Annotated in this window: 24 protein-coding genes; 3 read left to right on the top strand and 21 right to left on the bottom strand. The window is 71.8% G+C overall.

Annotated elements, in window-relative coordinates; genetic code table 11:
* Nucleotides 1-269: 269 nt before the first annotated feature.
* Nucleotides 270-866 carry a hypothetical protein gene (locus ACF053_RS13355; RefSeq protein ID WP_391954104.1) on the bottom strand — a complete coding sequence of 199 codons (597 nt, stop codon included), beginning with the start codon at nucleotides 864-866 and terminating at the stop codon, nucleotides 270-272.
* A gap of 133 nt (nucleotides 867-999) precedes the next feature.
* Here ACF053_RS13355 and ACF053_RS13350 point away from each other — a divergent pair, with 133 nt between their 5' ends.
* The 3 genes from ACF053_RS13350 to ACF053_RS13340 all read left to right on the top strand — a co-directional run bounded on the left by ACF053_RS13350 (nucleotide 1,000) and on the right by ACF053_RS13340 (nucleotide 5,263).
* Nucleotides 1,000-2,226, top strand: a complete 1,227-nt coding sequence (locus tag ACF053_RS13350) for a sensor histidine kinase (RefSeq protein ID WP_391953976.1) — start codon at nucleotides 1,000-1,002, stop codon at nucleotides 2,224-2,226.
* Nucleotides 2,227-2,429: 203 nt separating this feature from the next.
* Nucleotides 2,430-3,089 (top strand): response regulator, encoded by a 660-nt coding sequence (locus ACF053_RS13345; RefSeq protein ID WP_391953975.1) that lies wholly within the window; start codon nucleotides 2,430-2,432, stop codon nucleotides 3,087-3,089.
* A 137-nt stretch (nucleotides 3,090-3,226) separates the two neighbouring features.
* Nucleotides 3,227-5,263, top strand: coding sequence for a glycoside hydrolase family 18 chitinase (locus tag ACF053_RS13340; protein ID WP_391953974.1), 2,037 nt, complete (start codon nucleotides 3,227-3,229; stop codon nucleotides 5,261-5,263).
* Nucleotides 5,264-5,278: 15 nt separating this feature from the next.
* Here ACF053_RS13340 and ACF053_RS13335 read toward each other — a convergent pair whose 3' ends face one another.
* The 20 genes from ACF053_RS13335 to rho form a co-directional block, all read right to left on the bottom strand.
* A complete protein-coding gene (locus ACF053_RS13335) occupies nucleotides 5,279-5,725 on the bottom strand; it encodes a DUF2550 domain-containing protein (protein ID WP_391953973.1) in 447 nt (148 codons plus the stop codon).
* A gap of 156 nt (nucleotides 5,726-5,881) precedes the next feature.
* A complete protein-coding gene (locus ACF053_RS13330; RefSeq protein WP_058943728.1) occupies nucleotides 5,882-6,256 on the bottom strand; it encodes a F0F1 ATP synthase subunit epsilon in 375 nt (124 codons plus the stop codon).
* A 191-nt stretch (nucleotides 6,257-6,447) separates the two neighbouring features.
* Nucleotides 6,448-7,890, bottom strand: coding sequence for a F0F1 ATP synthase subunit beta (gene atpD / locus ACF053_RS13325; protein ID WP_058943727.1), 1,443 nt, complete (start codon nucleotides 7,888-7,890; stop codon nucleotides 6,448-6,450).
* Nucleotides 7,890-8,807: a F0F1 ATP synthase subunit gamma gene (locus ACF053_RS13320; RefSeq protein ID WP_391953972.1), complete on the bottom strand. Its 918-nt coding sequence runs from the start codon at nucleotides 8,805-8,807 to the stop codon at nucleotides 7,890-7,892. The genes atpD and ACF053_RS13320 overlap by 1 nt, the downstream gene beginning before the upstream one ends.
* A 20-nt stretch (nucleotides 8,808-8,827) precedes the next feature.
* Nucleotides 8,828-10,426, bottom strand: coding sequence for a F0F1 ATP synthase subunit alpha (gene atpA / locus ACF053_RS13315; protein ID WP_058943725.1), 1,599 nt, complete (start codon nucleotides 10,424-10,426; stop codon nucleotides 8,828-8,830).
* Nucleotides 10,427-10,563: 137 nt separating this feature from the next.
* Entirely contained in the window at nucleotides 10,564-11,388 is an 825-nt protein-coding gene (locus tag ACF053_RS13310) for a F0F1 ATP synthase subunit delta (protein WP_391953971.1), read from the bottom strand.
* Nucleotides 11,385-11,930, bottom strand: a complete 546-nt coding sequence (locus ACF053_RS13305; RefSeq protein ID WP_391953970.1) for a F0F1 ATP synthase subunit B — start codon at nucleotides 11,928-11,930, stop codon at nucleotides 11,385-11,387. The genes ACF053_RS13310 and ACF053_RS13305 overlap by 4 nt, the downstream gene beginning before the upstream one ends.
* A 42-nt stretch (nucleotides 11,931-11,972) precedes the next feature.
* Nucleotides 11,973-12,206 carry an ATP synthase F0 subunit C gene (gene atpE, locus ACF053_RS13300; protein WP_010474382.1) on the bottom strand — a complete coding sequence of 78 codons (234 nt, stop codon included), beginning with the start codon at nucleotides 12,204-12,206 and terminating at the stop codon, nucleotides 11,973-11,975.
* Nucleotides 12,207-12,293: 87 nt separating this feature from the next.
* Entirely contained in the window at nucleotides 12,294-13,103 is an 810-nt protein-coding gene (gene atpB, locus ACF053_RS13295) for a F0F1 ATP synthase subunit A (RefSeq protein ID WP_391953969.1), read from the bottom strand.
* Between the two features lie 225 nt (nucleotides 13,104-13,328).
* Nucleotides 13,329-13,766, bottom strand: a complete 438-nt coding sequence (locus ACF053_RS13290; protein WP_391953968.1) for a hypothetical protein — start codon at nucleotides 13,764-13,766, stop codon at nucleotides 13,329-13,331.
* Nucleotides 13,767-14,027: 261 nt separating this feature from the next.
* Nucleotides 14,028-15,389, bottom strand: coding sequence for an MraY family glycosyltransferase (locus tag ACF053_RS13285; protein WP_391953967.1), 1,362 nt, complete (start codon nucleotides 15,387-15,389; stop codon nucleotides 14,028-14,030).
* A 106-nt stretch (nucleotides 15,390-15,495) separates the two neighbouring features.
* Nucleotides 15,496-16,764 carry a serine hydroxymethyltransferase gene (locus ACF053_RS13280; protein WP_391953966.1) on the bottom strand — a complete coding sequence of 423 codons (1,269 nt, stop codon included), beginning with the start codon at nucleotides 16,762-16,764 and terminating at the stop codon, nucleotides 15,496-15,498.
* A gap of 101 nt (nucleotides 16,765-16,865) precedes the next feature.
* Nucleotides 16,866-17,504 (bottom strand): arsenate reductase/protein-tyrosine-phosphatase family protein, encoded by a 639-nt coding sequence (locus ACF053_RS13275; RefSeq protein WP_391953965.1) that lies wholly within the window; start codon nucleotides 17,502-17,504, stop codon nucleotides 16,866-16,868.
* Nucleotides 17,501-18,148 carry an L-threonylcarbamoyladenylate synthase gene (locus ACF053_RS13270; protein WP_058943717.1) on the bottom strand — a complete coding sequence of 216 codons (648 nt, stop codon included), beginning with the start codon at nucleotides 18,146-18,148 and terminating at the stop codon, nucleotides 17,501-17,503. The genes ACF053_RS13275 and ACF053_RS13270 overlap by 4 nt, the downstream gene beginning before the upstream one ends.
* Nucleotides 18,149-18,206: 58 nt before the next feature.
* Nucleotides 18,207-19,088, bottom strand: a complete 882-nt coding sequence (prmC, locus tag ACF053_RS13265; protein WP_198549412.1) for a peptide chain release factor N(5)-glutamine methyltransferase — start codon at nucleotides 19,086-19,088, stop codon at nucleotides 18,207-18,209.
* Nucleotides 19,089-19,146: 58 nt separating this feature from the next.
* Entirely contained in the window at nucleotides 19,147-20,226 is a 1,080-nt protein-coding gene (prfA, locus tag ACF053_RS13260; RefSeq protein ID WP_391953964.1) for a peptide chain release factor 1, read from the bottom strand.
* Between the two features lie 103 nt (nucleotides 20,227-20,329).
* Nucleotides 20,330-20,554, bottom strand: a complete 225-nt coding sequence (gene rpmE / locus ACF053_RS13255; protein ID WP_058943714.1) for a 50S ribosomal protein L31 — start codon at nucleotides 20,552-20,554, stop codon at nucleotides 20,330-20,332.
* A 268-nt stretch (nucleotides 20,555-20,822) separates the two neighbouring features.
* Nucleotides 20,823-21,923: an LCP family protein gene (locus tag ACF053_RS13250; protein WP_391953963.1), complete on the bottom strand. Its 1,101-nt coding sequence runs from the start codon at nucleotides 21,921-21,923 to the stop codon at nucleotides 20,823-20,825.
* 230 nt (nucleotides 21,924-22,153) lie between these two features.
* Nucleotides 22,154-23,938 carry a trypsin-like serine protease gene (locus tag ACF053_RS13245; protein ID WP_391953962.1) on the bottom strand — a complete coding sequence of 595 codons (1,785 nt, stop codon included), beginning with the start codon at nucleotides 23,936-23,938 and terminating at the stop codon, nucleotides 22,154-22,156.
* A 246-nt stretch (nucleotides 23,939-24,184) separates the two neighbouring features.
* Complete coding sequence (gene rho, locus ACF053_RS13240; RefSeq protein ID WP_391953961.1) at nucleotides 24,185-26,281, bottom strand: transcription termination factor Rho; 2,097 nt, start codon at nucleotides 26,279-26,281, stop codon at nucleotides 24,185-24,187.
* Between the last annotated feature and the right edge of the window lie 136 nt (nucleotides 26,282-26,417).

Genomic DNA, 26,417 nt, shown 5'->3' with positions numbered 1-26,417 from the left:
CCAAGGAGCCGGGCGACGTCCTGTGGGTCCCCGGCGGAGAACGCCGACCCCCGACCCCGCCCCCGACGCCGACCACCGCGGCGCCCCGCCCGGCCGGGGGTCCGGGGGTCGCCCCCGGAAAGACACAGCATTCTCGCGCGGACGGCCGACAAGGAGCCGGGCGACGTCCTGTGGGTCCCCGGCGGAGAACGCCGACCCCCGACCCCGCCCCCGACGCCGACCACCGCGGCGCCCCGCCCGGCCGCGGGGCGGGGCGGGGCGGGCGGGGGTCAGCGGCGTTCCGTCGGGACCGGGTCCTGCCTGTCGCGCTCGGGCTCGGGCTCGGGCTCGACCTCGGGTGCCTTCCGCGGCCAGACCACGTACGACAGCGCGATCAGGCCGTGGATGCCGGCCGCCCGCCACGCCGCGCCCATCCAGCCCTGGAGGGGGCCGGTGCGGCTCGGGTCGCCGACGTACAGGATCGCCAGCCACAGCAGGAGGGTCGCGACCGCCGCGCCCAGGAGGGTGCCGAGCCAGAGCCGGCCCTCGTAGCGGGCGCGGGACGTGCCGTAGCGCGGGGGGCCGGCCGGGCGGGGGGCGCCGCCGAAGCGGTGGGCGGCGTGGCCGTCGAGCCACTTCACCGTGCGGTGGCCGTGGCCGACGGTGTACCCGATGTACAGCGCGGCCAGCCCGTGCCGCCAGCTCGGCTCCGCGCCGCCCCGGAGGTCCATCGCGGTGACCACCAGCAGGACGACCTCCAGCAGCGGCTCGCAGAGCAGCAGCGCGGCGCCCGTGCGCGGCATCTTCAGCAGGTAGCGGGTGGCGAGTCCGGCGGCCAGCAGCACCCAGAAGCCGACTTCGCAGACCACGATCAGTGTGACGACCATGCCCCCAGCCTGCCGCCCCCGCGCGCGCCGGGCGTCGTCGCCGATGAGGAGTCGTGGCTGCATCCTTCGATGTAGTCGCGGCTCACCCGGGGCGCCGACGCACCGGGGCCGCGGGGGCGTGTTGGATGGGATCGTGACACCGCCCCGCCCCCACCGCAACGACGTCTTCCTGGCTTCGACGGGCCTGGCCGGCGGCCTGCTCCTCTGGTCGCTCGGCGTGTTCAACCAGGGGCCGAAACACGCCATCCTGGACGCGCCGTGGGTCGTCCTGCTGCCGCTGCTGGTGATGACGTCGCTGGAGTTCCTCCGGCGCAGCCGGCCGCGCACGGTCCTGCTGGTCGGGACGGTCGCGGTCGTCGCGGACCAGTTCACGCGCGGCAGCATCGCGACGATCATGATGTTCACGGACCTCGTGTACGCGGCCGTCGTGTACGGCCCGCCCGCCTCCGCCCGGCGGCTGCCGGTGACGACGGGGCTGATCACCGTCGCGGTCTCGATCGCGTCGCTCGCCTGGTACCGGGAGCCGTGGGCGCTGCTGCTCGGCGTGCTCACCGGCATGGTGTCGTTCGTGCCCGCCACCACCGGCGCGGTGGTCCGCAACCACCGGCAGGCCGCCGACGCGGCCCGGCTGCGGGCCGAGCAGACGGCGCTGCTGGCCGAGATGGACCGCCGCGAGGCGGTCGTGGCGGAGCGGGCCCGGATGGCGCGGGAGCTGCACGACATGGTGGCCGGGCACCTCTCCGCGATCGCCATCCACTCGACCGCCGCGCTCTCCCTGGACGACCCGGGGACGAGCCGTGAGGCGCTCGGCGTGATCCGGGAGAACAGCGTCGAGGGCCTGGCCGAAATGCGTCGCCTCATCTCACTGCTCCGGGACAGCGGCGGACGGGACGAGCCCGCGCCCGCGCCGACCCTCGCCGGGCTCGCCGCGCTGGTACGGCAGACGGCGGCGCACGGCACGGCGAGCGGGCTGACGTTCACACTGACCGCCCCGCCGCCGGACGGCCGCCTGCCGGCGCCGGTGGGGCTCGCCGCGTACCGCATCGTGCAGGAGTCGCTGACGAACGCGCTCAAGCACGCCGACGCGGGCGAGGTGACCGTCGTGGTGGAGCGGGCCGACCACGCGCTGACGGTCGCGGTGACCAGCCCGTTCGACCGCCCGGCGGCCGGACCGCGCGCGTCCGGGCCCCGGGCACCCGGATCGGGGGCCGGCCTGGTGGGGATGCGGGAGCGGGTGGCGCTGCTGGGCGGCGAGTTCGAGGCGGGCCCAATGGACGGGGCGGGCGGGACCGGGGGCAGGACGTGGCGGGTACGGGCGGTGCTGCCCGTGGCGAAGGACGACGAGGAGCCGGCGGCATGAACACGGGTACGGGCGCGGGCGGTACGAGCGCCGGCACGAGCGGTACGGGCACCGGCGGTGCGGGCATGAGACCCGGCACGGCCCCAGGACCGGGCACGGGAACGCCGGGCCCAACGGGGACGACAGGCCCCACCGGAAGCACCGGCGGCACCGGAACCACCGGAACCACCGGCGACACCGGGACGAGGGGCCGGGCGGGGGCGGTGGGCCGTCCCGTCCGGGTGCTGGTCGCGGAGGACCAGCGGGCCGTACGCGCCGGCCTCGTCCTCATCCTGCGCAGCGCCCCCGACATCGAGGTCGTGGGCGAGGCGGGCGACGGCGAGGAGGCGGTGCGGCTGGCGCGGGAGCTGCGGCCCGATGTCGTCCTGATGGACATTCAGATGCCGCTGCTCGACGGTGTCTCGGCGACGCGCCAGGTGGTCTCCGAGGGGATCGCGGACGTCCTGGTGCTGACCACCTTCGACCTGGACGAGTACGTCTTCGGCGCGCTGCGCGCCGGCGCGGCCGGGTTCCTGCTGAAGAACACCGAGGCGCGGGACCTGATCGAGGGCGTGCGGACGGTGGCGCGCGGCGAGGGGCTCATCGCGCCGGCGGTGACCAGGCGGCTGATCGCCGAGTTCGCGGCCCCCCGGCGGCCCGCCGCACGTGGCGCGGCGCCGGACCCGGCGGTGCTGGAGCCGCTGACCCGGCGGGAGCGCGAAGTGCTGTCGTGCCTGGGCGAGGGGCTGTCGAACGCGGAGATCGCGGTGCGCCTGGACATGGCGGAGGCGACGGTGAAGACGCACGTCAGCCGCATGCTGGGGAAGCTGGGGCTGCGCAGCAGGGTGCAGGCGGCGGTGCTGGCGCGGGAGTTGGGCGTCTGACGGGGCGGCTCCCCCGAAGCGCACTCAAGTGGTCTGGACCTATTGACGATTGGTCCAGACCTTCCTACGCTCACGGCGCGCACATTTCACGGACGCACGGACCCCCACGTTGTCCGTCCGCACCTTGAGGAGCACCGTTGAGTACGAGCACTCAAGCACTTCCGCGCAGAAGGGGTCTCCTGGCCAGAGCCACGGCCGGAGCCACCGCACTGCTGCTGCCCCTGGCCGCGATGGTCGGCCTCGCGACCCCCGCGCAGGCCGCCACCTCGGCGACCGCCACCTACGCCAAGGTCTCCGACTGGGGATCCGGCTTCGAGGGCAGGTGGACGGTGAAGAACACCGGCACCACCACTCTCGGCTCCTGGACCGTCGAGTGGGACTTCCCCTCCGGCACGTCGGTCTCCTCCGCCTGGGACGCCTCCGTCACCAACAGCGGGACCCACTGGACCGCCAAGAACATCGGGTGGAACGGGACCCTCGCCCCCGGCGCCTCCGTCTCCTTCGGGTTCAACGGCTCCGGCACCGGCTCCCCCAGCGGGTGCAAGCTGAACGGCGGCTCCTGCGACGGAACCCCGGACCAGCCCGGCGACGCGAAGCCGTCCGCCCCCGGCACCCCGACCGCCTCGGACGTCACCGACACCTCGGTGAAGCTCGCCTGGACCGCGGCCACGGACGACAAGGGCGTCAAGAACTACGACGTCCTGCGCGACGGCGCCAAGGTCGCCACGGTCACCGGCCTGTCGTTCTCCGACACCGGTCTGTCCGCCGGCACCGACTACTCCTACAGCGTCCAGGCCCGTGACACCGCCGACCAGACCGGACCGGCGAGCGGCTCGGTCGCGGTCCGCACCACGGGCGGCGGCACCGACCCCGGCCCGGGCCCCGGCCCGACGGACAAGGTCAAGCTGGGCTACTTCACCAACTGGGGCGTCTACGGCCGCAACTACCACGTCAAGAACCTCGTGACGTCCGGCTCGGCCGCCAAGATCACCCACATCAACTACGCGTTCGGCAACGTCCAGGGCGGCAAGTGCACCATCGGTGACGCCTACGCCGACTACGACAAGGCGTACACCGCCGACCAGTCCGTCGACGGCAAGGCCGACACCTGGGACCAGCCGCTGCGCGGCAACTTCAACCAGCTGCGCAAGCTGAAGGCCCAGTACCCGCACATCAAGGTGCTGTGGTCGTTCGGCGGCTGGACCTGGTCCGGCGGCTTCGGCCAGGCCGTGCAGAACCCGGCCGCGTTCGCCCAGTCCTGCTACGACCTGGTGGAGGACCCGCGCTGGGCCGACGTCTTCGACGGCATCGACCTGGACTGGGAGTACCCCAACGCCTGCGGTCTGACCTGCGACACCAGCGGCCCGGCCGCCTTCACCAACATGATGAAGGCCATGCGGGCCAAGTTCGGCACGAAGAACCTGGTCACCGCCGCCATCACCGCGGACGCCTCGCCCGGCGGCAAGATCGACGCCGCCGACTACGGTCCGGCCGCCGCGTACACCGACTGGTACAACGTGATGACGTACGACTTCTTCGGCGCCTGGGCGGCGAAGGGTCCGACGGCCCCGCACTCCCCGCTCACCTCCTACCCGGGCATCCCGCAGGCCGGCTTCAACTCCGCCGAGGCCATCGCCAAGCTGAAGGCGAAGGGCGTGCCGTCCGCGAAGCTGCTGCTCGGCATCGGCTTCTACGGCCGCGGCTGGACCGGCGTCACCCAGAAGGAGCCGGGCGGCACGGCGACGGGCCCGGCGGCCGGCACCTACGAGCAGGGCATCGAGGACTACAAGGTCCTGAAGAACACCTGCCCGGCGAACGGCACCGTGGCCGGCACGGCGTACGCCCACTGCGGCACCAACTGGTGGAGCTACGACACCCCGGCGACCGTCCAGTCCAAGATGAGCTGGGCCAAGGGCCAGGGGCTCGGTGGGGCGTTCTTCTGGGAGTTCAGCGCCCCCCCCCCCACGGGTGCGCGGGCGAACCCCACCCCCCCCGGCCGCGGTAACCCCCCCCCCCCCCCCGCCACCCCCCCCCACCAAACGGGCCGCGCCGCCCCCGGGGGGGCGCCTCGACCCGTGTGCACGGGGTGGGTACCACGCGCCGGTACGGGAGTACCGCGCGGCGGTACGGGGGGTACGGAGGTACCGGCGATACGGGGCACCGCGCGGCGGTAGGTGCGTACGGGGCGCTTACGCCACGTTCACCCGTTGGCCCGGGGGCGCCGCCTCCAGCCAGGCGAGGAAGCCCGTGAGGGCGTCCTCGCTCATGGCGAGCTCCAAGCGCGTGTCCCGGTGCAGACAGCCGAGGACGACGGAGTCCGACAGGAGCGCCAGCTCCTCCTCGCCCTCCGGCAGGCGGCGGTCCAGGACCTCGATGGCGGCCCGCTCCAGGACGCGACGGGGACGGGGGGCGTAGGAGAAGACGCGGAACCAGGCGATCCGGTCGCCGCTGTACCGGGCGACCCCGTACACCCACCCCTTGCCGGAGGTGTCGGTCTCCTCGGGGACGTTCCAGCGCAGGCTGCAGTCGAAGGTGCCGCCGGAGCGCTGGATGAGCCGCCGGCGCAGGCCGAAGACGAAGAGCCCGATCACCACCAGTGCGACGACCAGTGCGCTCACCAGCAGAGCGAGGAACATCTCCACCGACCTCCTCGCCTCGTCCTGTAACCGAATACGACCTGCATCCGCATCGCCTCAGCCGCGGCCCGGTCTGGATGGTCCAGCCGGGGCCGCGGCTGAGGGGCCGGGCCGCCCCCTGGAGGGCGCCCGGCGAGGTACATCAGTGGCGGTGCGCTAGCGCGCCGCCACCGCGCGCAGCCGGATCTCGGCGCGCCGCTCGGCAGCGGCGTCCGACTCCGCCTTCGCACGCTCCAGCGCACGCTCGGCACGCTGGGTGTCGATCTCGTCCGCCAGCTCGGCGATCTCCGCGAGCAGCGACAGCTTGTTGTCCGCGAACGACAGGAAACCGCCGTGCACCGCGGCGACGACCGTTCCACCATCACTCGTACGGATGGTCACCGGGCCCGACTCCAGCACACCGAGCAGCGGCTGGTGGCCGGGCATGACGCCGATGTCGCCGGAGGTGGTGCGCGCGATGACCAGGGTGGCCCCGCCGGACCAGACATTCCGGTCCGCGGCGACCAGCTCGACGTGCAGCTCAGCAGCCAAGGGTGGCTCCTCGGGTCACCACCCGGCGGGTTCTGCCGGGTGTTGGGTCATAAGTCTAGTAGGGGTGCCGGCGCGAAACGCCGGGGACCCGCGCCCGGCCGGGGACGGCCGGGGGTGTCCGGGGGTCTCCCCCCGGGGCTGTGCAGCGGAAGGGGGCGGGACGCGCCCGCCCCCTCCCACGGCCACGAGGGTCAGGAGACGCCGAGTTCCTTGGCGTTCTTCTTGAGGTCCTCGAGGCCACCGCACATGAAGAAGGCCTGCTCGGGGAAGTGGTCGTACTCACCGTCGCAGATCGCGTTGAACGCGGCGATCGACTCGTCGAGCGGCACGTCCGAACCGTCCACGCCGGTGAACTGCTTCGCCGCGTGGGTGTTCTGGGACAGGAAGCGCTCGACGCGACGGGCACGGTGGACGACCAGCTTGTCCTCCTCGCCCAGCTCGTCGATACCGAGGATCGCGATGATGTCCTGGAGGTCCTTGTACTTCTGCAGGATGCCCTTGACGCGCATGGCGGCGTCGTAGTGCTCCTGCGCGATGTAGCGCGGGTCCAGGATCCGGGACGTGGAGTCCAGCGGGTCCACGGCCGGGTAGATGCCCTTCTCGGAGATCGGACGGGAGAGAACCGTCGTCGCGTCGAGGTGGGCGAAGGTGGTGGCCGGCGCCGGGTCGGTCAGGTCGTCGGCGGGGACGTAGATCGCCTGCATCGAGGTGATCGAGTGACCGCGGGTCGACGTGATGCGCTCCTGGAGGAGACCCATCTCGTCGGCCAGGTTCGGCTGGTAACCCACCGCGGACGGCATGCGGCCGAGCAGGGTGGACACCTCGGAACCGGCCTGGGTGAACCGGAAGATGTTGTCGATGAAGAAGAGCACGTCCTGCTTCTGCACATCGCGGAAGTACTCCGCCATGGTCAGACCGGCCAGGGCGACGCGCAGACGGGTGCCCGGGGGCTCGTCCATCTGGCCGAAGACCAGGGCGGTCTTGTCCAGGACGCCGGACTCCTCCATCTCCGCGATGAGGTCGTTGCCCTCACGGGTGCGCTCACCGACGCCCGCGAAGACGGAGACGCCCTCGTGGAGGTTGGCGACACGCATGATCATTTCCTGGATCAGCACGGTCTTGCCGACGCCGGCGCCACCGAACAGACCGATCTTTCCACCCTTGACGTACGGGGTGAGAAGGTCGACGACCTTCAGGCCGGTCTCGAACATCTCGGTCTTCGACTCGAGCTGGTCGAAGGCCGGGGCCTTGCGGTGGATCGGCCAGCGCTCACCGACGTTGGCGTTCTCCTCGGGGTGGTTCAGCACCTCGCCGAGGGTGTTGAACACCTTGCCCTTGGTGAAGTCGCCGACCGGCACGGAGATGCCCGCGCCCGTGTCGGTGACCGCGGCCTGGCGGACCAGGCCGTCGGTCGGCTGCATCGAGATGGTACGGACCAGGCCGTCACCCAGGTGCTGGGCGACCTCCAGGGTCAGCGTCTTCTTCGCGCCGTCCTGGGCCGGGTCGGCCACCTCGACGTGCAGCGCGTTGTAGATCTCCGGCATCGCGTCGACGGGGAACTCCACGTCGACGACCGGGCCGATGACCCGGGCGACGCGGCCCGTGGCGGCGGCCGTCTCAACAGTGGTCGTCATTACTTGTCACTCCCCGCGGTCGCGTCGGCCAGGGCGCTGGCGCCACCGACGATCTCGCTGATTTCCTGGGTGATTTCGGCCTGGCGGGCCGCGTTGGCAAGGCGCGAGAGCGAGTTGATCAGGTCTCCCGCGTTGTCGGTGGCCGACTTCATCGCCCGGCGGCGGGCCGCGTGCTCGGAAGCGGCGGCCTGCAGCAGGGCGTTGTAGACCCGGCTCTCGACGTAGCGCGGCAGCAGGGCGTCGAGGACGTCCTCCGCCGACGGCTCGAAGTCGAACAGGGGAAGGATCTCGCCCTTGCCCCCGGTCTCCTCCGCGGCCTTCTCGAGGCTGAGCGGCAGCATCCGGTTGTCCACCGGCGTCTGCGTCATCATCGACACGAACTCCGTGAAGACGATGTGCAGCTCGTCGACACCGCCCTGCGCGGTGTCCTGCTGGACCGCCGCGATGAGCGGGGCGGCCACCGACTTGGCGTCCGCGTAGGTGGGGTTGTCGGAGAAGCCGGTCCAGGATTCCGCGACCTTGCGCTCACGGAAGCCGTAGTAGGCGACACCCTTGCGGCCGACGATGTAGGCGTCGACCTCCTTGCCCTCGCCGCGCAGCCGCTCGGTGAGCCGGTCGGCCTGCTTGATGGCGTTGGAGGAGTAGCCGCCGGCCAGACCGCGGTCGCTCGTGATGAGCAGGACCGCGGCACGGGTCGGGGTGTCCGCCTCCGTGGTGAGGGGGTGGTTGGTGTTCGACCCGGTCGCCACCGCCGTGACCGCGCGGGTGAGCTCGGTCGCGTACGGCGTGGAGGCCGCCACCTTGCGCTGCGCCTTGACGATGCGCGAGGCGGCGATCATCTCCATCGCCTTGGTGATCTTCTTCGTCGCGGTGACGGACCGGATGCGACGCTTGTAGACCCGGAGCTGCGCTCCCATGGATCAGGTCCCTTCCGTCGTCACTTGGAAACGTTGACGGCGGCCGGGGCGTCCTCGCCGAGCAGCTTGCCGTCGAAGGTCTCGAACTGCTTCTTGAAGTCGGTGATGCACTCCGCGACCTTGTCGAGCGTGTCGTCGGACATCTTCCCGCCCTCGCGGATCGACGTCATGAGCGACTTGTGCTCGCGGTGCAGGAAGTCCAGCAGCTCCGTCTCGAAGCGGCGGATGTCCTGGACCGGGACGTCGTCCATCTTGCCGGTGGTGCCGGCCCAGACGGAGACGACCTGGTTCTCGGTCGACATCGGCTGGTACTGCGGCTGCTTCAGCAGCTCGACCATGCGCTTGCCGCGCTCCAGGGCCGACTTCGACGCGGCGTCCAGGTCCGAACCGAAGGCGGCGAACGCCTCCAGCTCGCGGAACTGGGCCAGGTCGACGCGGAGGCGCCCGGAGACCTGCTTCATGGCCTTGTGCTGGGCGGAGCCACCGACACGCGACACGGAGATACCGACGTTCAGGGCCGGGCGCTGACCGGCGTTGAACAGGTCGGACTCCAGGAAGCACTGGCCGTCGGTGATGGAGATGACGTTGGTCGGGATGAACGCCGAGACGTCGTTGGCCTTGGTCTCGACGATCGGCAGACCGGTCATCGAACCGGCACCCATCTCGTCGGAGAGCTTGGCGCAGCGCTCCAGCAGGCGGGAGTGCAGGTAGAAGACGTCACCCGGGTAGGCCTCGCGGCCCGGCGGGCGGCGCAGCAGCAGCGACACGGCGCGGTAGGCGTCGGCCTGCTTCGACAGGTCGTCGAAGATGATGAGGACGTGCTTGCCCTCGTACATCCACTGCTGACCGATGGCGGAGCCGGTGTAGGGCGCCAGGTACTTGAAGCCGGCCGGGTCGGACGCCGGGGCGGCGACGATGGTCGTGTACTCCAGGGCACCGGCCTCCTCCAGCGCGCCGCGGACGGACGCGATGGTGGAGCCCTTCTGGCCGATGGCGACGTAGATGCAGCGGACCTGCTTCTTCGGGTCGCCCGTGCGCCAGTTGTCACGCTGGTTGATGATCGTGTCGACGGCCAGGGCGGTCTTGCCCGTCTGGCGGTCGCCGATGATCAGCTGACGCTGACCACGGCCGATCGGGGTCATGGCGTCGACGGCCTTGTACCCGGTCTCCATCGGCTCGTGCACCGACTTGCGCTGCATGACCGTGGGGGCCTGCAGCTCGAGGGCGCGGCGGCCGGACGTCTCGATCTCGCCGAGGCCGTCGATCGGGTTGCCGAGCGGGTCGACGACGCGACCCAGGTAGCCCTCGCCGACGGCGACGGACAGGACCTCGCCCGTGCGCTGGACCGACTGGCCCTCCTCGATGCCGCTGAACTCGCCGAGGACAATGGCACCGATCTCGCGCTCCTCGAGGTTGAGGGCGAGGCCGAGGGTGCCGTCCTCGAACTTCAGCAGTTCGTTGGCCATGGTCGAGGGCAGGCCCTCCACCTTCGCGATGCCGTCGCCGGCAACGCTGACCGTACCGACCTCCTCGCGCGAGGCCGCGTCCGGCTTGTACGACTGGACAAAGTTCTCCAGCGCGTCCCGGATCTCCTCCGGCCGGATCGTGAGCTCCGCCATCTGGGTTCCCTGCTCTCCTTGTTGGGCCCGAAGTCTTTTGGGGGATCTGGGGGCTCCCCCCAGAACTTCTGCATCCTGTGCACGGCCCAACCGGGCCGTAGGTAACGCTTCTTCTCTGTGGTGACCTGGTCGGTCGGTCAGCCGGCCAGCCGCCGCGACGCCTCGTCGAGGCGGGTGGCGACCGTGCCGTTGATGAGCTCGTCACCGATCCGCACCGAGATCCCGCCGAGGACCGTGGGGTCCACGTCGAGGTTCAGGTGCATCTGCCGGCCGTACAGCTGCGCCAGCGCGGCGCCGAGGCGCTGCTTCTGCTGGTCGGTGAGCGGTACCGCCGAGGTGACGACCGCGACCATCCGGTCCCGCCGCGCCGCGGCGAGCTTGGACAGGGACTCGAGTCCCCCCTCCAGGCTACGTCCCCGCGGCAGCGTGACCAGGCGGACGACCAGGCGCTCGGTCGTCGCGCTGGCCCGGCCGCCGAGGAGGCGGGCCAGCAGCTCGCCCTTCGCGGTGGCCGTGGCGCTCCGGTCGGTGAGGGCCGAGCGCAGCGCCGGGCTGGCCGCGGTGATGCGGCCGAACCGGAACAGCTCGTCCTCGACGCCGTCGAGGGCACCGGCCTTCTGCGCGGCGATGAGGTCCGCCGTGTTCGCCAGCTCCTCGACCGCGTCGACCAGGTCGCGCGACTGGGACCAGCGGGAGCGGACCATGCCGGCCACCAGGTCGGTGACCTCGCCGCCCACCTGACCGCCGAGCAGTCGGGTCGCCAGGTCGGCCTTGGCCTCGCCGGACTGCGCCGGGTCGGTCAGGACCCGACGCAGCGACACCTCGCGGTCGAGCAGCGCGGTGACGGCGGCCAGCTCGTCGGCGAGCCGCGTCGCGTCGACCGACGTGCTGTCGGTCAGCGCGTCGAGACGCTCACGCGCGGCAGCCAGCGCCTCGCGGCTCGCTCCGTGCGGCGACGTCATCGGGCTGCCTCGGCCTTCTCCTCGAGCTCGTCGAGGAAGCGGTCGATGGTGCGGCTCTGGCGGGCGACGTCCTCGAGGGACTCGCCGACCAGCTTGCCGGCCAGGTCGGTCGCGAGCTTGCCGACGTCCTGGCGCAGGGCGGAAGCCGCCGCCTTGCGGTCGGCCTCGATCTGCGCGTGGCCGGTGGCGACGATCTCCTCGCGCTGGCGCTGGCCTTCCGCCTTCATCTCGGCGATGATCGCGGCGCCCTGCTCCTGTGCCTCCTGGCGCAGACGCGCGGCCTCGTGACGGGCCTCGGCGAGCTGAGCCTTGTACTGCTCAAGCACACTCTGGGCCTCGATCTGGGCCGACTCGGCCTTCTCGATCCCGCCCTCGATCGCCTCGCGGCGCTCGTCCAGAACCTTGTTGATGTTCGGGAGGAGCTTCTTGGCGAGGAAGCCGAAGACGATGGCGAAGGCGATCAGGCCGATGACGAGCTCGTCGAGATGCGGCAGAAGAGGGTTCTGAGGCTCCTCCGCTGCTGCAAGGAACAGAGCGTTCACATCAGTGCCTTCCGTGAAAGGGGTCTGGGCGTTCGGTCCGGCTTACTTGTAGACGAAGCCCATGACGATGCCGATGAGGGCGAGCGCCTCACAGAAGGCGAAACCCATGATCTGGTTGGTACGGATCAGACCGGCCGCCTCGGGCTGGCGGGCGAGGGCCTGGGTGCCGTTACCGAAGATGATGCCGACGCCGACGCCGGGGCCGATCGCGGCCAGGCCGTAGCCGATGGAGGCGACGTTTCCGTTGACAGCGGCGAGAGTCTCGAGAGCGGACATGCCGGTTCTTCCTTCTCTTTCAAGGACCCGGTGGGGGTTGGCCACCGGACGTCTGTGGGTGAGGGGGTGAGCTGGGCCGAGGCTCGCTCAGTGGTGCTCGGAGAGCGCGCCCTGGACGTAGCTGCTGGCCAGAAGCACGAAGACGTACGCCTGAACGGCCTGGATGAAGAGCTCGAAGGCCGTCATGATGATGACCATGACGAACGAGGCGCCGGCGTAGGCGAAGCCCAGGCCGTTCATCAGGTACCAGGTGGCCAGGGAGAACATGACGATCAGCAGGTGGCCGGCGAACATGTTCGCGAACAGTCGCACCGCGTGGGTGAAGGGCCGGATGATCAGGTTCGAGAAGAACTCGAGCAGCATGATCAGCGGCAGGATCGCGCCGAGGGACTTGTCGTAGCCGAGGATGTTCTTCCAGCCGCCGACGAAGCCGTGCTTCTTGAAGGTGAGGCCCACCCACAGCACGTACACCATCAGGGCGAGACCGGCCGGGAACGCGATCAGCGAGGTGACCGGGAACTGCGCGAGCGGGATGATGGACCAGAGGTTCATGATCCACACGAAGAAGAACAGCGACACCATCAGCGGGACGTACTTCTCGCCGTCCTTCTTGCCGATGATCTCGTAGACGATGCCGCGGCGCACGAAGTCGTACCCGGCCTCACCGATCATCTGCATCTTGCCCGGCACGAGCTTCGGCTTGGCGAAGGCGGCCCAGAAGAAGCCGACGACGACGATGGAGCTCAGCAGGGCGAGCAGCATCGGCTTGGTGAACTCGAAGCTGCCGACCGTGGCGATGGGCTCGTACAGGAAGGTGTGGAGGCCCGGCGCCGGGAAACCACATCCGGTGAAGATGTGGCAATCGGGGTCGAAGGCAAGCGTCTGGTCAGCACTCACCGCGGGCTCCTTCAGCGTGGCGCATAGGTACGGCAACCTCGTTGTGTCGGCGCGGCACGCAGCCGCGGTTCGGCACTGGACTGGTCTTACGGATAAGGGGGCGGCGGCTAGGCGTCGAGCGTCGCGCTGGGACAGGCGTCAGCTCGGATGGCCGCGCCCGCAGTGCCGCATGTGGCATCGGACGATAGCAGCATCGCGAACGGCCCTTTATCCCGGCCCTACCTCTCACGCCGCGGACCCGGGCTTCGCGGTTCCGGCGGTGTCGCCCGACGCGGGGTCGACGTAGAGGATCTTCGCCTTCATGTAGTGACGCGCCTGCGCGGCGACCCAGACGATCGTGGCTGCGAGCAGCGTGAGACCGAAGGCTTCGAAGTCGAACAGCGTGGTGTCCTTCAGCAGCGACATGACGACGAAGAGCAGCAGCAGCTGCGCCGTGTAGAGCATCAGGCCCATGGCCTGGAACAGGTGCGGCAGGGACTTCGCGGTGCGCTGCAGGACCACCATGCCGAGCCCCATGAAGAGCACGACCAGGACCGCGCCGAGGACCGCGCCGATGACCCCCTTGCCGCCGGCCACCACACCGCTGACCACGGCGCCGACGGCACCGGTGGCGAGCGTGGGCACGGCGGTGTGCAGGAGGGTGCGTGCGTCGTTGGACGGCATGGCGGCATCTCCGCTTCACGGTGGGGGCAGTGGTGTCGTCATGGACGAGCGTAGGCCCGGTCCGAGTCTGATCTCGGTGCCACTGGGCCGTCGCACTACGGCCCTTCGGCTCTGTCGCCGGGTCTCGTGAACGGTATCACAAACTATTTGGCGAGGTCTTTACCCGATCGTGTGCTGACTCTCACACATGAGGGTGACACTGCGCGTGTGTGCACGACAAGGCGGCAGTCTGTCTGCTATTGCCCCCCGCTGGGCGTTTCGTCAACCCGGCGTTCCAGCCTTCCGCCGTTCGAGGAGGTGCGACCGGGCACCGATGGCGGTCGCGCCGTTGACACCGGCCGGGACGCGCACGGGCTCCCCCGGACCCCCGTCCCCGGATCCGTCAGCGCCGCCGGCGCTCCCGACGCCCTCGGCCGCGGCGGACGCCGGGTCCGGGTCGGAGTGCGGGGCGGTCTTGCGGCGCCGGTACCGCGGCGGGACGAAGGACTCCGCCCAGCGCGGCGCCCGCGGCCTGAACCGCGGCAGGAGCAGCAGCACCAGGCCCACGGCGCTCAGCGTCACGATCGGCAGCATGATCCACATGGACGCGGAGTGCACCGAGTACGTCAGGGCGCCGAAGGCGATCAGGGCGGACCAGAAGTACATGATGAAGACGGCGCGGCTGTGGGAGTGGCCGATCTCCAGCAGCCGGTGGTGCAGGTGGCCGCGGTCGGCGGCGAACGGCGACTGGCCGTTCCACGTGCGCCGCACGATCGCCAGGACCAGGTCGGCCATCGGGATCGCGATGATCGTCAGCGGCAGCAGCAGCGGGATGAAGACCGGCAGCGCCGCGTGGGTCGCCTGCCGGGTCGAACCCTCGAAGATCTTCAGCGCGTCCGGGTCGACCTGCCCCGTGATGGAGATCGCCGACGCGGCCAGCACCAGGCCGATCAGCATCGAGCCGGAGTCGCCCATGAAGATGCGGGCCGGGTGCATGTTGTGCGGCAGGAAGCCCAGGCACATGCCCATCAGCACCGCCGCGAAGAGCGTCGCCGGGGCGGCGGCCTCGATGCCGTAGCCGAACCAGATCCGGTACGCGTAGAGGAAGAACGCCGCGGAGGCGATGCACACCATGCCGGCGGCGAGGCCGTCGAGGCCGTCGACGAAGTTCACGGCGTTGATGGTGAGCACGACCAGGGCGACCGTGAGGAGCGTGCCCTGCCACTGCGTGAGTCCGACCGTGCCGATGCCCGGGATGGGCAGCCACAGGATCGTCAGGCCCTGCATGACCATCACGCCGGCGGCGATCATCTGCCCGCCCAGCTTGATCAGCGCGTCGATCTCGAACTTGTCGTCGAGGACGCCGATCAGCCAGATCAGCGCCGCGCCGGAGAGCAGGGCGCGCGGCTCGTTGGAGAGCGCGAAGACGCTGTTCAGCCGGTCCAGGTGGTCCGCGACCAGCAGGCCGGCGCACAGCCCGAAGAACATGGCGATGCCGCCGAGTCTCGGCGTCGGCTCGCGGTGCACGTCACGGGCGCGGATCTCCGGCATCGCACCGGCCGCGATGGCGAACTTCCGCACCGGACCGGTGAGGAGGTAGGTCACCGCGGCCGTGATGCAGAGCGTCAGCAGGTAATCACGCACGGGCTGCCCCACAGGAATCGCTGGCCATCTCAGCCCCACACCCTAGTCGCGCCGCCCACGTGCTGGAGGACACGTGGGGGCCGCGCACGGTTCCCGGAGCCCGCGTCTACCCCCGATACGGTGGAAAACGCCCGGCGAGTTCACGCGTCCGGGGACGTACGGCACGGGCGGCGGCGTCCGAGCCGAGGGCCTCGGCGAAGAGCGCGGCGACCGTCTCCATCTCGGCGGCGCCCATCCCCTGCGTCGTCACCGCGGCCGTGCCCAGGCGCAGGCCGCGGCCCGCGCCGTACGGCAGCGCGCACGTGTCCAGGACGATCCCGGCCACCGCGAGCCGGGTGCGCGCGGTACGGCCGTCGACGCCGAGCGGCCCCGGGTCGGCGGTCACCAGGTGCGTGTCCGTCCCCCCGGTGGTGACCGGCAGCCCGCGCAGGGCCAACTCCCCCGCCAGCACACGGGCGTTGGCCACCACCTGGTGCGCGTACGCGGCGAAGGCCGGGGTGGCCGCCTCCCCGAAGGCGACCGCCTTGGCGGCGATGGTGTGCATCTGCGCGCCGCCCTGCGTGAACGGGAACACCGCCCGGTCGATCCGCTCGGCGAGCTCCGCCCCGCACAGCAGCATGCCGCCGCGCGGGCCCCGCAGCACCTTGTGCGTGGTGGCGCAGACGACGTCGGCGTACGGGACGGGGTTCGGCGCCGCTCCCCCCGCGACCAGCCCCATCGGGTGGGAGGCGTCCACGATGAGCGCCGCGCCGACCTCGTCGGCGATGGCACGGAACGCGGCGTGGTCGAGGTGGCGGGGGTAGGAGGTCGAGCCGCACACGACGGCCCGGGGCCGGTGGCGGCGGGCCAGGGCGCGCACCTCGTCGAGGTCGACGAGCCCGCTCTCCGCGTGGACGCCGTACGGGACGAAGTCGAACCAGCGGCCGGAGAAGTTCGTCGGCGACCCGTGCGTCAGGTGGCCGCCGTGGCCGAGCCCCATGGCGAGGACGGTGTCGCCGGGGCGCAGGAGGGCCGCGTACGCCGCGAGGACGGCGGAGGAGCCCGAGTGCGGCTGCACGTTGGCGTGGTCGGCGCCGAACAGCGCCCTGGCCCGCTCGACGGCGATCCGCTCGGCGGCGTCGGCGTACTCGCAGCCGCCGTGATAGCGCCTGCCCGGGTAGCCCTCGGCGTACTTGTTGGCGAGCCGCGAGCCCAGGGCGGCGAGCACGGCGGGCGAGGTGAAGTTCTCCGCGGCGATCAGCTGGAGGCAGTCGCCCTGCCGGCGGGCCTCCCCGTCCAGGACGTCGGCGATCTGCGGATCCTGCCGCCGCAGCGCCTCGGCGTCCGGCACCGGGGCGTCCCGCAGCGCGTCGTCGGCTCCGGCGGTGAGCGGCATCAGTGGCTCCAGGCGCTTACGGCGCTCCAGGCGCGGACGGGCCCCGTGTTCCCTCCACTGTAGGCCCGGCCGCCCCTCCCCGCCCGTGGACGGCGTGCGCCTCAGCGACGCGCCGGGACGCCCGTCAGCGCGGTGACCACCGGGTCCAGCGCCTGGTTGATCTCGTCGCCGACCGAGCGGAAGAACGTGATCGGCGCGCCGTACGGGTCGTTCACCTCGTCCGCCTCGGCGCTGGGGGCCAGCAGCCAGCCGCGCAGCGCGGCCGCCGCCTGGACCAGCGCGTGGGCGCGCGCGACCACCCCGTCGGACTCCGGGTCCGGCAGGGTCGTGGCGTCTATGGCCCGGACGAGGCGGGTGAACTCCTTCAGGGTGAAGGTGCGCAGCCCCGCGCTGTGGCCCATCGAGATGACCTGGGCGCGGTGGTCGCGCGTCGCCGTGAGGACCAGGTCGGCGCGGATGACGTGCTCGTCGATCAGCTCGCGGCCCACGAAGCCGCTCGCGTCGGCGCCGAAGTCGGCGAGGACCGTCTCGGCGTTCGCCTCCATCGGGGCGCCCTCGTGCCCCCACGTGCCCGCGCTCTCCACGAGGAGCCCGCCGCCCAGGGGGTCGCCCAGGCGGTCGCACAGGGCATGCCGGGTCAGCCGCTCGGTGATCGGCGAGCGGCACACGTTGCCGGTGCTGACGTGGAGGATGCGGAACGTGCTCGCCCTGCCTATGCCACGCCCCTCAGGGGCCGTCAATTGGCCACCTCGAGGTCGGGCACGACCTTGCGCAGCTCGTCCGCGGAGAGGGCTCCGGCGCGCAGCAGGACGGGCACGTCCCGCGTGACGTCGACGATGGAGGACGGGACGATGCCGGGGGTCGGGCCGCCGTCCAGGTAGACCGAGACGGAGTCGCCGAGCATGCCCTGCGCGGCGTCGCAGTCCTCGGGGGCCGGGTGGCCGGTGAGGTTGGCGGAGGACACGGCCATGGGGCCGACCTCGGTGAGCAGCTCGATGGCCACCGGGTGCAGCGGCATCCGGATGGCGACCGTGCCGCGCGTGTCACCGAGGTCCCACTGGAGGGACGGCTGGTGCCGGGCGACCAGCGTCAGGGCGCCCGGCCAGAACGCGTCGACGAGCTCCCACGCCTGCTCGGAGAAGTCGGTGACCAGGCCGTGCAGGGTGTTCGGCGAGCCGATGAGGACGGGCGTGGGCATGTTCCGGCCGCGGCCCTTGGCGTCCAGCAGGTCCGCGACCGCCTCCGGGCTGAAGGCGTCCGCGCCGATGCCGTAGACGGTGTCCGTCGGCAGCACGACGAGCTCGCCGCGGCGGACGGCGGACGCGGCCTCGCGCAGGCCCGTCGTGCGGTCGGTCGCGTCGTTGCAGTCGTATCGCCGTGCCATCAGCGGGCCTCCCTGTTCATGGTCACTTCGTAGCTCCCCGTCCCCGCGGTCCGCGCGGTCACGGCAGCGCCTTGCGGGCGGTCGCGAAACGGGGGCGGTTGTTGAGGTCGGGGTGGTCGGCGGCATCCGACCAGCCGGCCTCCTCGTTGAAGATCCACGGCACCTGGCCGCCCTGCGTGTCGGCGTGCTCGATGACGACGAGGCCGCCCGGCCGCAGCAGCCGGTGCGCGGTGCGCTCGATCCCGCGGATGACGTCGAGGCCGTCCTCGCCGGAGAACAGGGCCATGTCGGGGTCGTGGTCGCGGGCCTCGGGCGCCACGTACTCCCACTCGGTGAGCGGGATGTACGGCGGGTTGGAGATGACCAGGTCGACCTGGCCGTCCAGCTCCGGGAGGGCCGTCAGCGCGTCGCCGTGGTGCACGGTGACCCTGCTGCCCTCGGCGTTGCGCCGGGTCCACACCAGGGCGTCCTCCGACAGCTCCACGGCGTGCACGCGGGAGCGCGGCACCTCCTGGGCCATGGCGAGCGCGATGGCGCCGGAGCCGGAGCACAGGTCGACGATGAGCGGCTCGACGACGTCCATCGCCCGTACGGCGTCTATCGCCCAGCCGACGACGGACTCGGTCTCCGGGCGCGGCACGAAGACGCCGGGGCCGACCTGGAGCTCCAGGTACCGGAAGAACGCCCGCCCGGTGATGTGCTGGAGCGGCTCGCGGGCCTCGCGGCGGGCGACGGTCTCCCAGTAGCGGGCGTCGAAGTCGGCGTCCTTGACGTTGTGGAGCTCCCCCCGCTTGACGCCGTGGACGAACGCGGCGAGCTCCTCGGCGTCGAAGCGCGGCGAGGGCACGCCGGCGTCGGCCAGCCGCTGGGTGGCCTGGGCCACCTCGGCAAGCAGCACACTGCGGGGGCTTGGGGGTCGCCCCCCAAAATGTTGCTGCACGCTGGTCCTCCGGGCTGAGCGGGTGTGCGGGTGTGCGGGTGTGCGGGTGTGTGCGGGGTTACTGGGCGGCGGCGAGCTTCGCGGCGGAGTCGGCGTCGACGCACGCCTGGATCACCGCGTCGAGCTCCCCGTCGAGCACCTGGTCCAAGTTGTACGCCTTGAAGCCGACCCGGTGGTCCGAGATCCGGTTTTCCGGGAAGTTGTACGTCCGGATCTTCTCGGACCGGTCGACGGTGCGCACCTGGCTGCGGCGCGCGTCGGCGGCGTTCTTCTCGGCCTCCTCCTGCGCGGCGGCGAGCAGCCGGGACCGCAGGATGCGCATGGCCTGCTCCTTGTTCTGGAGCTGGCTCTTCTCGTTCTGGCAGGAGGCGACGATGCCGGTCGGCAGGTGCGTGATGCGGACGGCGGAGTCGGTGGTGTTGACGGACTGGCCGCCGGGCCCGGAGGACCGGTAGACGTCGATGCGCAGGTCGTTGGCGTGGATCTCGACGTCGATCTCCTCGGCCTCGGGGGTCACGAGGACGCCGGCGGCGGAGGTGTGGATGCGGCCCTGCGACTCGGTGGCGGGCACGCGCTGCACGCGGTGCACCCCGCCCTCGTACTTCAGCCGCGCCCAGACGCCCTGGCCGGGCTCGGTGGCGCCGTTGCCGCCCTTGGTCTTCACGGCGACCTGGACGTCCTTGTAGCCGCCCAGCTCGGACTCGGTCGCGTCGATGATCTCGGTCTTCCAGCCGACGCGCTCGGCGTACCGCAGGTACATGCGCAGCAGGTCGCCGGCGAAGAGGGCGGACTCGTCGCCGCCCGCGCCCGCCTTGATCTCCAGGATGACGTCCTTGTCGTCGCTGGGGTCGCGCGGGACGAGCAGCAGCCGCAGCCGCTCGGTCAGCTCCTCGCGCTGCTTCTCCAGCTCCTTGACCTCGGCGACGAAGTCGGGGTCGGCGGCGGCGTACTCGCGCGCGGTCTCGATGTCCTCGCCGGTCTGCTTCCAGGAGCGGTACGTGCCGACGATCGGGGTGAGCTCGGCGTAGCGCTTGTTGAGCTTGCGGGCGTTGGCCTGGTCGGCGTGGACCGAAGGGTCGGCAAGCTTCTTCTCCAGGTCGGCGTGCTCGCCGACCAGTTCCTCGACCGCCTCGAACATCGGGTGCTCCTGGTATCGCTGAAGGGCTGCTGTGGAAGACGGCAAAGCGCCGGTCCCGGCCGCCCCGGGACGCGGGGCGGACGGAGACCGGCGCTGTGGCTCGCTACTTGGTGGAGCCGGCAGCCTTCTTGCCGAAGCGGGCCTCGAAGCGGGCCACGCGGCCACCGGTGTCGAGGATCTTCTGCTTGCCCGTGTAGAACGGGTGGCACTCGGAGCAGACCTCGGCACGGATGGCGCCGCCGTCGATCGTGCTGCGGGTGGTGAACGACGCGCCACAGGTGCAGCTGACCTGGGTCTCGACGTACTCGGGGTGGATGTCGCGCTTCAAGGTGTCTCCTAGTTTCGGGAGGGCTCCGGGTCGCAGGCGCGGGATGCGGATGCGTGAACCGGGGCCGACGTACCAGTCTGCCAGGACCGGCCGTATCTCCCAAAACCGGGGTGGGGGGCCAGGTATTCCCCGGGGCCGGCGCACCGGCCCCGACGCCCCCGCGCCCCGGCCCGCCCGCGGCCACCGGCGCTCCGGCCGTGCCCGGGCGCCCCCCGGTCACGCCCTGCGGGACGGGCCCGGCGGAGCTGCGGCGCGGGTGCTGCCGGAGTTACGGGCGGGCCTGGCGGACGACGTCCGCCGCCTGACCGGTGGCGGTGTCCGCGGTGGCCGTGGCCGGGACGGGCTCGTCCTCGCGCAGGGCGTTCCACACCTGCTGGGCCTGTGTGTCGAGGGGGACGACGCGGTTGGGGTCGATCCGGTCGTACCGCACCGGGAGCGTGATCATGTGGACGTCCTCGGCTCCGAGACCGGCCAGGCCGCCCGCGAAGTCGGCGAGCTCCTTGACGGAGTCGAGCTCGGAGTCGGGGGTGATCGCGCGGGTGGCGGTGTCGGCGATGCTCCACAGCTTCTGCGGGCTGGTGAGCACGCCGACGCGCTTGACCTGCTCGATGAAGGCCTTGATGAAGGACTGCTGCAGCTGGATGCGGCCGAGGTCGCTCTGGTCGCCGACGCCCTTGCGGGTGCGGACCAGGCCGAGGGCCTGCTCGCCGTCGAGGGTGTGGGTGCCGGCGGCGAGGTCGAGGTGGCTGCTGCCGTCCTTGATGGGCCGCGTGGTGGTGACGCGGACGCCGCCGAGTTCGTCGATGAGCTCCTTGAAGCCGGTGAAGTCGACCTCGACGTAATGGTCCATGCGGATGCCGGACAGCCGCTCGACGGTCTTCACGGCGCAGGCGGGGCCGCCGACCTCGTAGGCGGTGTTGAACATCGCGCGGTACTGGGCGGGCAGCTCCCGGCCGTCGCGGGCGGTGCACTCGGGGCGGGTGACGAGCGTGTCGCGCGGGATGGAGACGACGCTCGCCTTCTCGTGGCCCTCGTAGAGGTGGACGATCATCGCCGTGTCGGAGCGGGCGGCGCCCTCGTCGCGGCCGTACGCGGCGTTCGCGCCGGAGCGGGAGTCGGAGCCGAGGACCAGGATGTCCATGGAGCCGTCGTCGACGTCCTTCGGCCGGTCGCCGCCGAGCTGGGTGTTGATGTCGACGCTCTCGATGTTGCCGTCGAGCTGGGCGTAGGCGAGTCCGAGGCCGCCCCCGCCGAGCACCACCAGTCCCGCGAGCGACCACGCGAGCACGGTCAGCCCGCGTCTCGCGCGGGGCCCCCCGCGCCCGCGTGCGCCCTCCGGTATTCGGCCGTCCGTGTCCTGCTCGCCCATGGTCTCCTCAGCCTCCCTCGGGCCCGTCCGGCCCCCGAGGGTCGTCCTGACGGGTGACGGGCACCCGGTCAGACGGCGGAGGGCCGGAAAGGGTTGCACAGGCTCGCCTCCCCCGTACGGGGACGCGTGTGCCCGCCGTGCGGGTGCACGGCGGGCACGGGGTGCTCCGGGCCGGTCACGGCCGCTCCGGCGGCCCGTGGGGGCCGGGGCGGCCGTGACCGGAACTGCGGTCAGCCGAAGAGGTTGAACGCGTTCCAGCCGGAGCCGACCTTCACGCGGGTGCCGAACGGCGCCGTCGCGGAGCCGCGGCCGGGGTAGAACCACAGCACGCCCGCCGAGTCGCGGACCAGCAGGTCGGCCCTGCCGTCGCCGCTCATGTCGCCGGTGCCGACGTACGCGGTGAAGTTCCAGCCGCTCGTGCCGGCGAGGACGCGGGCGGTGAACGGCGCCGACGCGGTGCCGCGGCCCGGGTACAGCCACAGGCGGCCGGAGGTGTCGCGGGCCAGCATGTCGGCCTTGCCGTCACCGGTGTAGTCGCCCTTGCCGGTGATCGTCATGACGCCCCAGCCGGAGCCCACGCTGACGCGGGCGCCGAACCGGCCGTTGCCCAGGCCCGGGTAGAGCCACAGGTAGCCGCTGTTGTCCTGCGCGACCAGGTCGGGCAGGCCGTCACCGGAGAGGTCCCCGGGAACGAGGACGTTCTTCATCGCGCCCCAGCCGGAGCCGATGGTGTACTCGGTGTAGCCGTCGTCGCCGTTGAAGTCGAAGCCCTTCAGGACGCCGCCCGTGGTGCGGTACAGGTAGCCCTGGTAGCCGTCCCGGTTGAGGTCGGCCTGGCGGACCAGGTTGTAGGCGCTGAAGTCGCCGAGGGAGACCCGGCCGCCCAGGGTGGTGCCGCGGGAGTAGTACTCCCACGCCTCGCCGCCGCTGGTGCGGGCGAAGAGGTCGGCGCGGCCGTCGAAGTCGAGGTCCGTGTCGTCGATCCGCGCGTTGACCTGGCCGACGTACGTGCTGGACTTCGTGTAGACGCTGTAGGCGCCCGACGCGACGCAGTCCTGGACGCCCCACGAGACGACGCCGGCCACGCGGCCGCCGACGACGAGCGGGCCGCCGGAGTCGCCGTTGCACGGGGAGACCGTGCCGGCGTCCTGGCCGGTGGCGGGGTTGCCGGCGCAGGCCATCTGGCCCGCGACGAACTCGCCGCCGTAGTACGACGTGCAGGAGGCGTCGGACCGCATCGGGACGACGGCCTTCTTCAGCGTCTGCGAGCCGTCCTGGCTGGTGGAGCTGGTGCGGCCCCAGCCGTAGACGGTGGCGGAGGTGCCTTCCTTGTACGACGCCGTGTCGCCGCTCTGCGTGAGCTGGAGCGTCTTGTACGGCATCGCCTCGAAGAGGGTGAGCACGGCGACGTCGCCGCCGGTCAGGGAGGCGTCGTCGTACGTGGGGCTCATCCACTGGCGCTCGACGCCCGTGATGCGGCCGCCGTGCAGGTCCAGGCCGTCGGCGGTGGACGTGGCCATCTCGCCGGTGCCGGCGATGACCGCGCCGTTCGTCGCCCAGTCCAGGCCGTACACGCAGTGCGCGGCGGTGAGGACCTTGTTGGGGGCGACCAGGGAGCCGCCGCAGAAGAAGCCCTCGTCGTCGTCCTCGGTCGCCGTGCCCTTGTCGTCGAAGTAGTGCAGCTGCACCATCCACGGGGCCTCGGTGATGGTGGCCTGGCTGCCACCGATGATGTACGACTCCTTGACGCCGGAGCCGCCGTCCTGCGCGGGCTCCTGCTTCCGCTCGGGGGCGGTGTCGGCCTCGCCGTCCTCGAGGTCGGCGATCGAGCCCTCGACGCGACCCAGCAGGTCGGCCTCGGACGGGCCCTCGGCGCTCCGGGCGGTCGACTTGGCCGACCGGGGGGTCACGTCGGACGCCTGGGCGGGCGCGGCGCCGAGCAGCGCGCCGCCGAGGGCGAGCGCGGCGGCGGCCGCGGGGAGGGCGGTACGCGCCCTCCGCTGGGCAGATGTCACTCAGAACTCCTCTCGAGTGTGCGGGGAGGAGCCGAGTCACCGAAAACGCGTCGGCAGGCGGATACCGGCCGGCCACACGACGGTGCGGAGCCGCCCGGCGCTTCAGGGCAAGGCTCCGCCTACTCAGTGGGCGTATTCGCCAATACGTTCCCCCCCACTACGACGCGCTGATCGTACAACGCGCAACCGCCCCCCGGTCACCGAGGTGACCGGGGGGCGGTTGCGGGGATCCGGGCGGTGCCGGCGTCAGTCGTTGTTGCCCGACGACGGCGTCGTCTTCTGGATCTGCAGCAGGAACTCGGCGTTCGACTTCGTCTGCTTCATCTTGTCCAGCAGCAGCTCGATCGCCTGCTGCTGGTCGAGCGCGTGCAGCACCCGGCGCAGCTTCCAGACGATGGCGAGCTCCTCGCTGCCGAGCAGGATCTCCTCCTTGCGCGTACCGGACGCGTCGACGTCGACGGCCGGGAAGATGCGCTTGTCGGCGAGCTTCCGGTCGAGCTTGAGCTCCATGTTGCCGGTGCCCTTGAACTCCTCGAAGATCACCTCGTCCATGCGCGAGCCGGTGTCGACCAGCGCGGTGGCCAGGATGGTCAGCGAGCCGCCGTCCTCGATGTTGCGCGCCGCGCCGAAGAAGCGCTTCGGCGGGTAGAGCGCGGTCGAGTCGACACCACCGGACAGGATGCGGCCGGAGGCCGGCGCCGCGAGGTTGTACGCGCGGCCCAGGCGGGTGATCGAGTCGAGCAGGACGACCACGTCGTGGCCCAGCTCCACCAGGCGCTTGGCGCGCTCGATGGCGAGCTCCGCGACGGTGGTGTGGTCCTCGGCGGGGCGGTCGAAGGTCGAGGAGATGACCTCGCCCTTCACCGACCGCTGCATGTCGGTGACCTCTTCCGGACGCTCGTCGACCAGGACGACCATCAGGTGGCACTCGGGGTTGTTCACGGTGATCGCGTTGGCGATCGCCTGCATGATCATGGTCTTGCCGGTCTTCGGCGGGGCCACGATCAGGCCGCGCTGGCCCTTGCCGATCGGCGACACGAGGTCGATGATCCGCGTGGTCAGCACGCCCGGGTCGGTCTCCAGGCGGAGGCGGTCCTGCGGGTACAGCGGCGTCAGCTTGTTGAACTCGGGACGGCCGCGGCCGGAGTCGGCGGCCATGCCGTTGGCCGAGTCGAGGCGGACCAGCGCGTTGAACTTCTCGCGGCGCTCGCCCTCCTTCGGCTGGCGCACGGCACCCGTGACGTGGTCGCCCTTGCGCAGGCCGTTCTTGCGGACCTGGGCGAGGGAGACGTACACGTCGTTCGGACCGGGCAGGTAGCCGGAGGTCCGGATGAACGCGTAGTTGTCGAGGATGTCGAGGATGCCCGCGACGGGGATCAGGACGTCGTCGTCGGAGACCTGCGGCTCGCCGGTCGCGAAGTCCTCGCGGCCGCGACGGCCACGGCGGTCGCGGTAGCGGCCCCGGCGGCCGCGGCGGCCGCCCTCGTCGTCGAAGTCGTCCTGCGGGCCGGTCTGGCCCTGCTGGCCGCCCTGGCGCTGCTGGCGCTGGCCGCCGCCCTGCTGGTCGTCGCCCTTGCCGCCGCGGTCGCGGCGGTCGCGCTGCCGGTCGCCCCGCTCGCCGCGCTCGCCGCGGTCACGGTCGCGGCGGTCGCGCCGGTCACGGCGGCCGCCCTCGGCGGTGTCGGCGGCGGACTCGGCCGTACGGGCCTCCTGGCCCTCGGGGCGGGCCTCGGTGCGGACGTCCGTCCGGACCTCGCCACGCGCTTCGCCGCGGGCCTCGGCCTCGGCGGTGGGGCTGCCGGCGGGGGCGGTCGCACGGCGCCGGCGGCGGTCGCCCCCGGCCTCGTCGACGGCCTGGCCCTGCTCCGCCGCGCCCGAGTGCTTGGGCGACGGCTGGCCGGGGATCTCGATCTGCTGCTGGGCGACGGCCTTCTCGGCCTTGTCGACCTTCGCCGCCTTGGCGGCGCCGTCGGTGGCCTGCGCGGCGTCGGCCTTGTCTGCGGCCTTGCCGGCGCCCTCCTCACCCGTGCGGGTGCGGGAGGTGGCGCGGCGCTTCGGCTTGGTCTCGGCGGTGCCGGACTCGGCGCCCTTGGGCGCGGCCGTGCCGCCCCCGGCCTGCGCTTCCTTGATGACCTCGATCAGCTGGCTCTTGCGCATGCGCGCGGTGCCCCTGATGCCGAGGCCGGACGCGACCTGCTGCAGCTCGGCCAGGACCATGCCCTCGAGGCCGGTGCCGGAGCGGCGGCGCCGTGAGGTGGTGCCAGTGGCAGCACCTGCGGCGGGCGCGGCGGCGTCGACAGTCTTGTCGGCAGTCACGCCCATCAGATCGGTGGTGTCGCTCACGAAGGGTCCTTCCCTGGAGCGGACGTCGGCCTTCTGGCTCGGCGACCGGTTGTGCTGTCCGGCCTCGGCCCTCATCTGGGGGCCGTGCCGGGGCGGTGGTGCCGCCGGGATACGGCGGCAGAAGAAATACACGTGC

The sequence above is a fragment of the Streptomyces kanasensis genome (assembly GCF_043077165.1).
In the GTDB taxonomy this organism is placed as follows: Bacteria; Actinomycetota; Actinomycetes; order Streptomycetales; family Streptomycetaceae; genus Streptomyces; species Streptomyces changanensis.
This window is presented reverse-complemented; position numbering and strand designations above follow the sequence as displayed.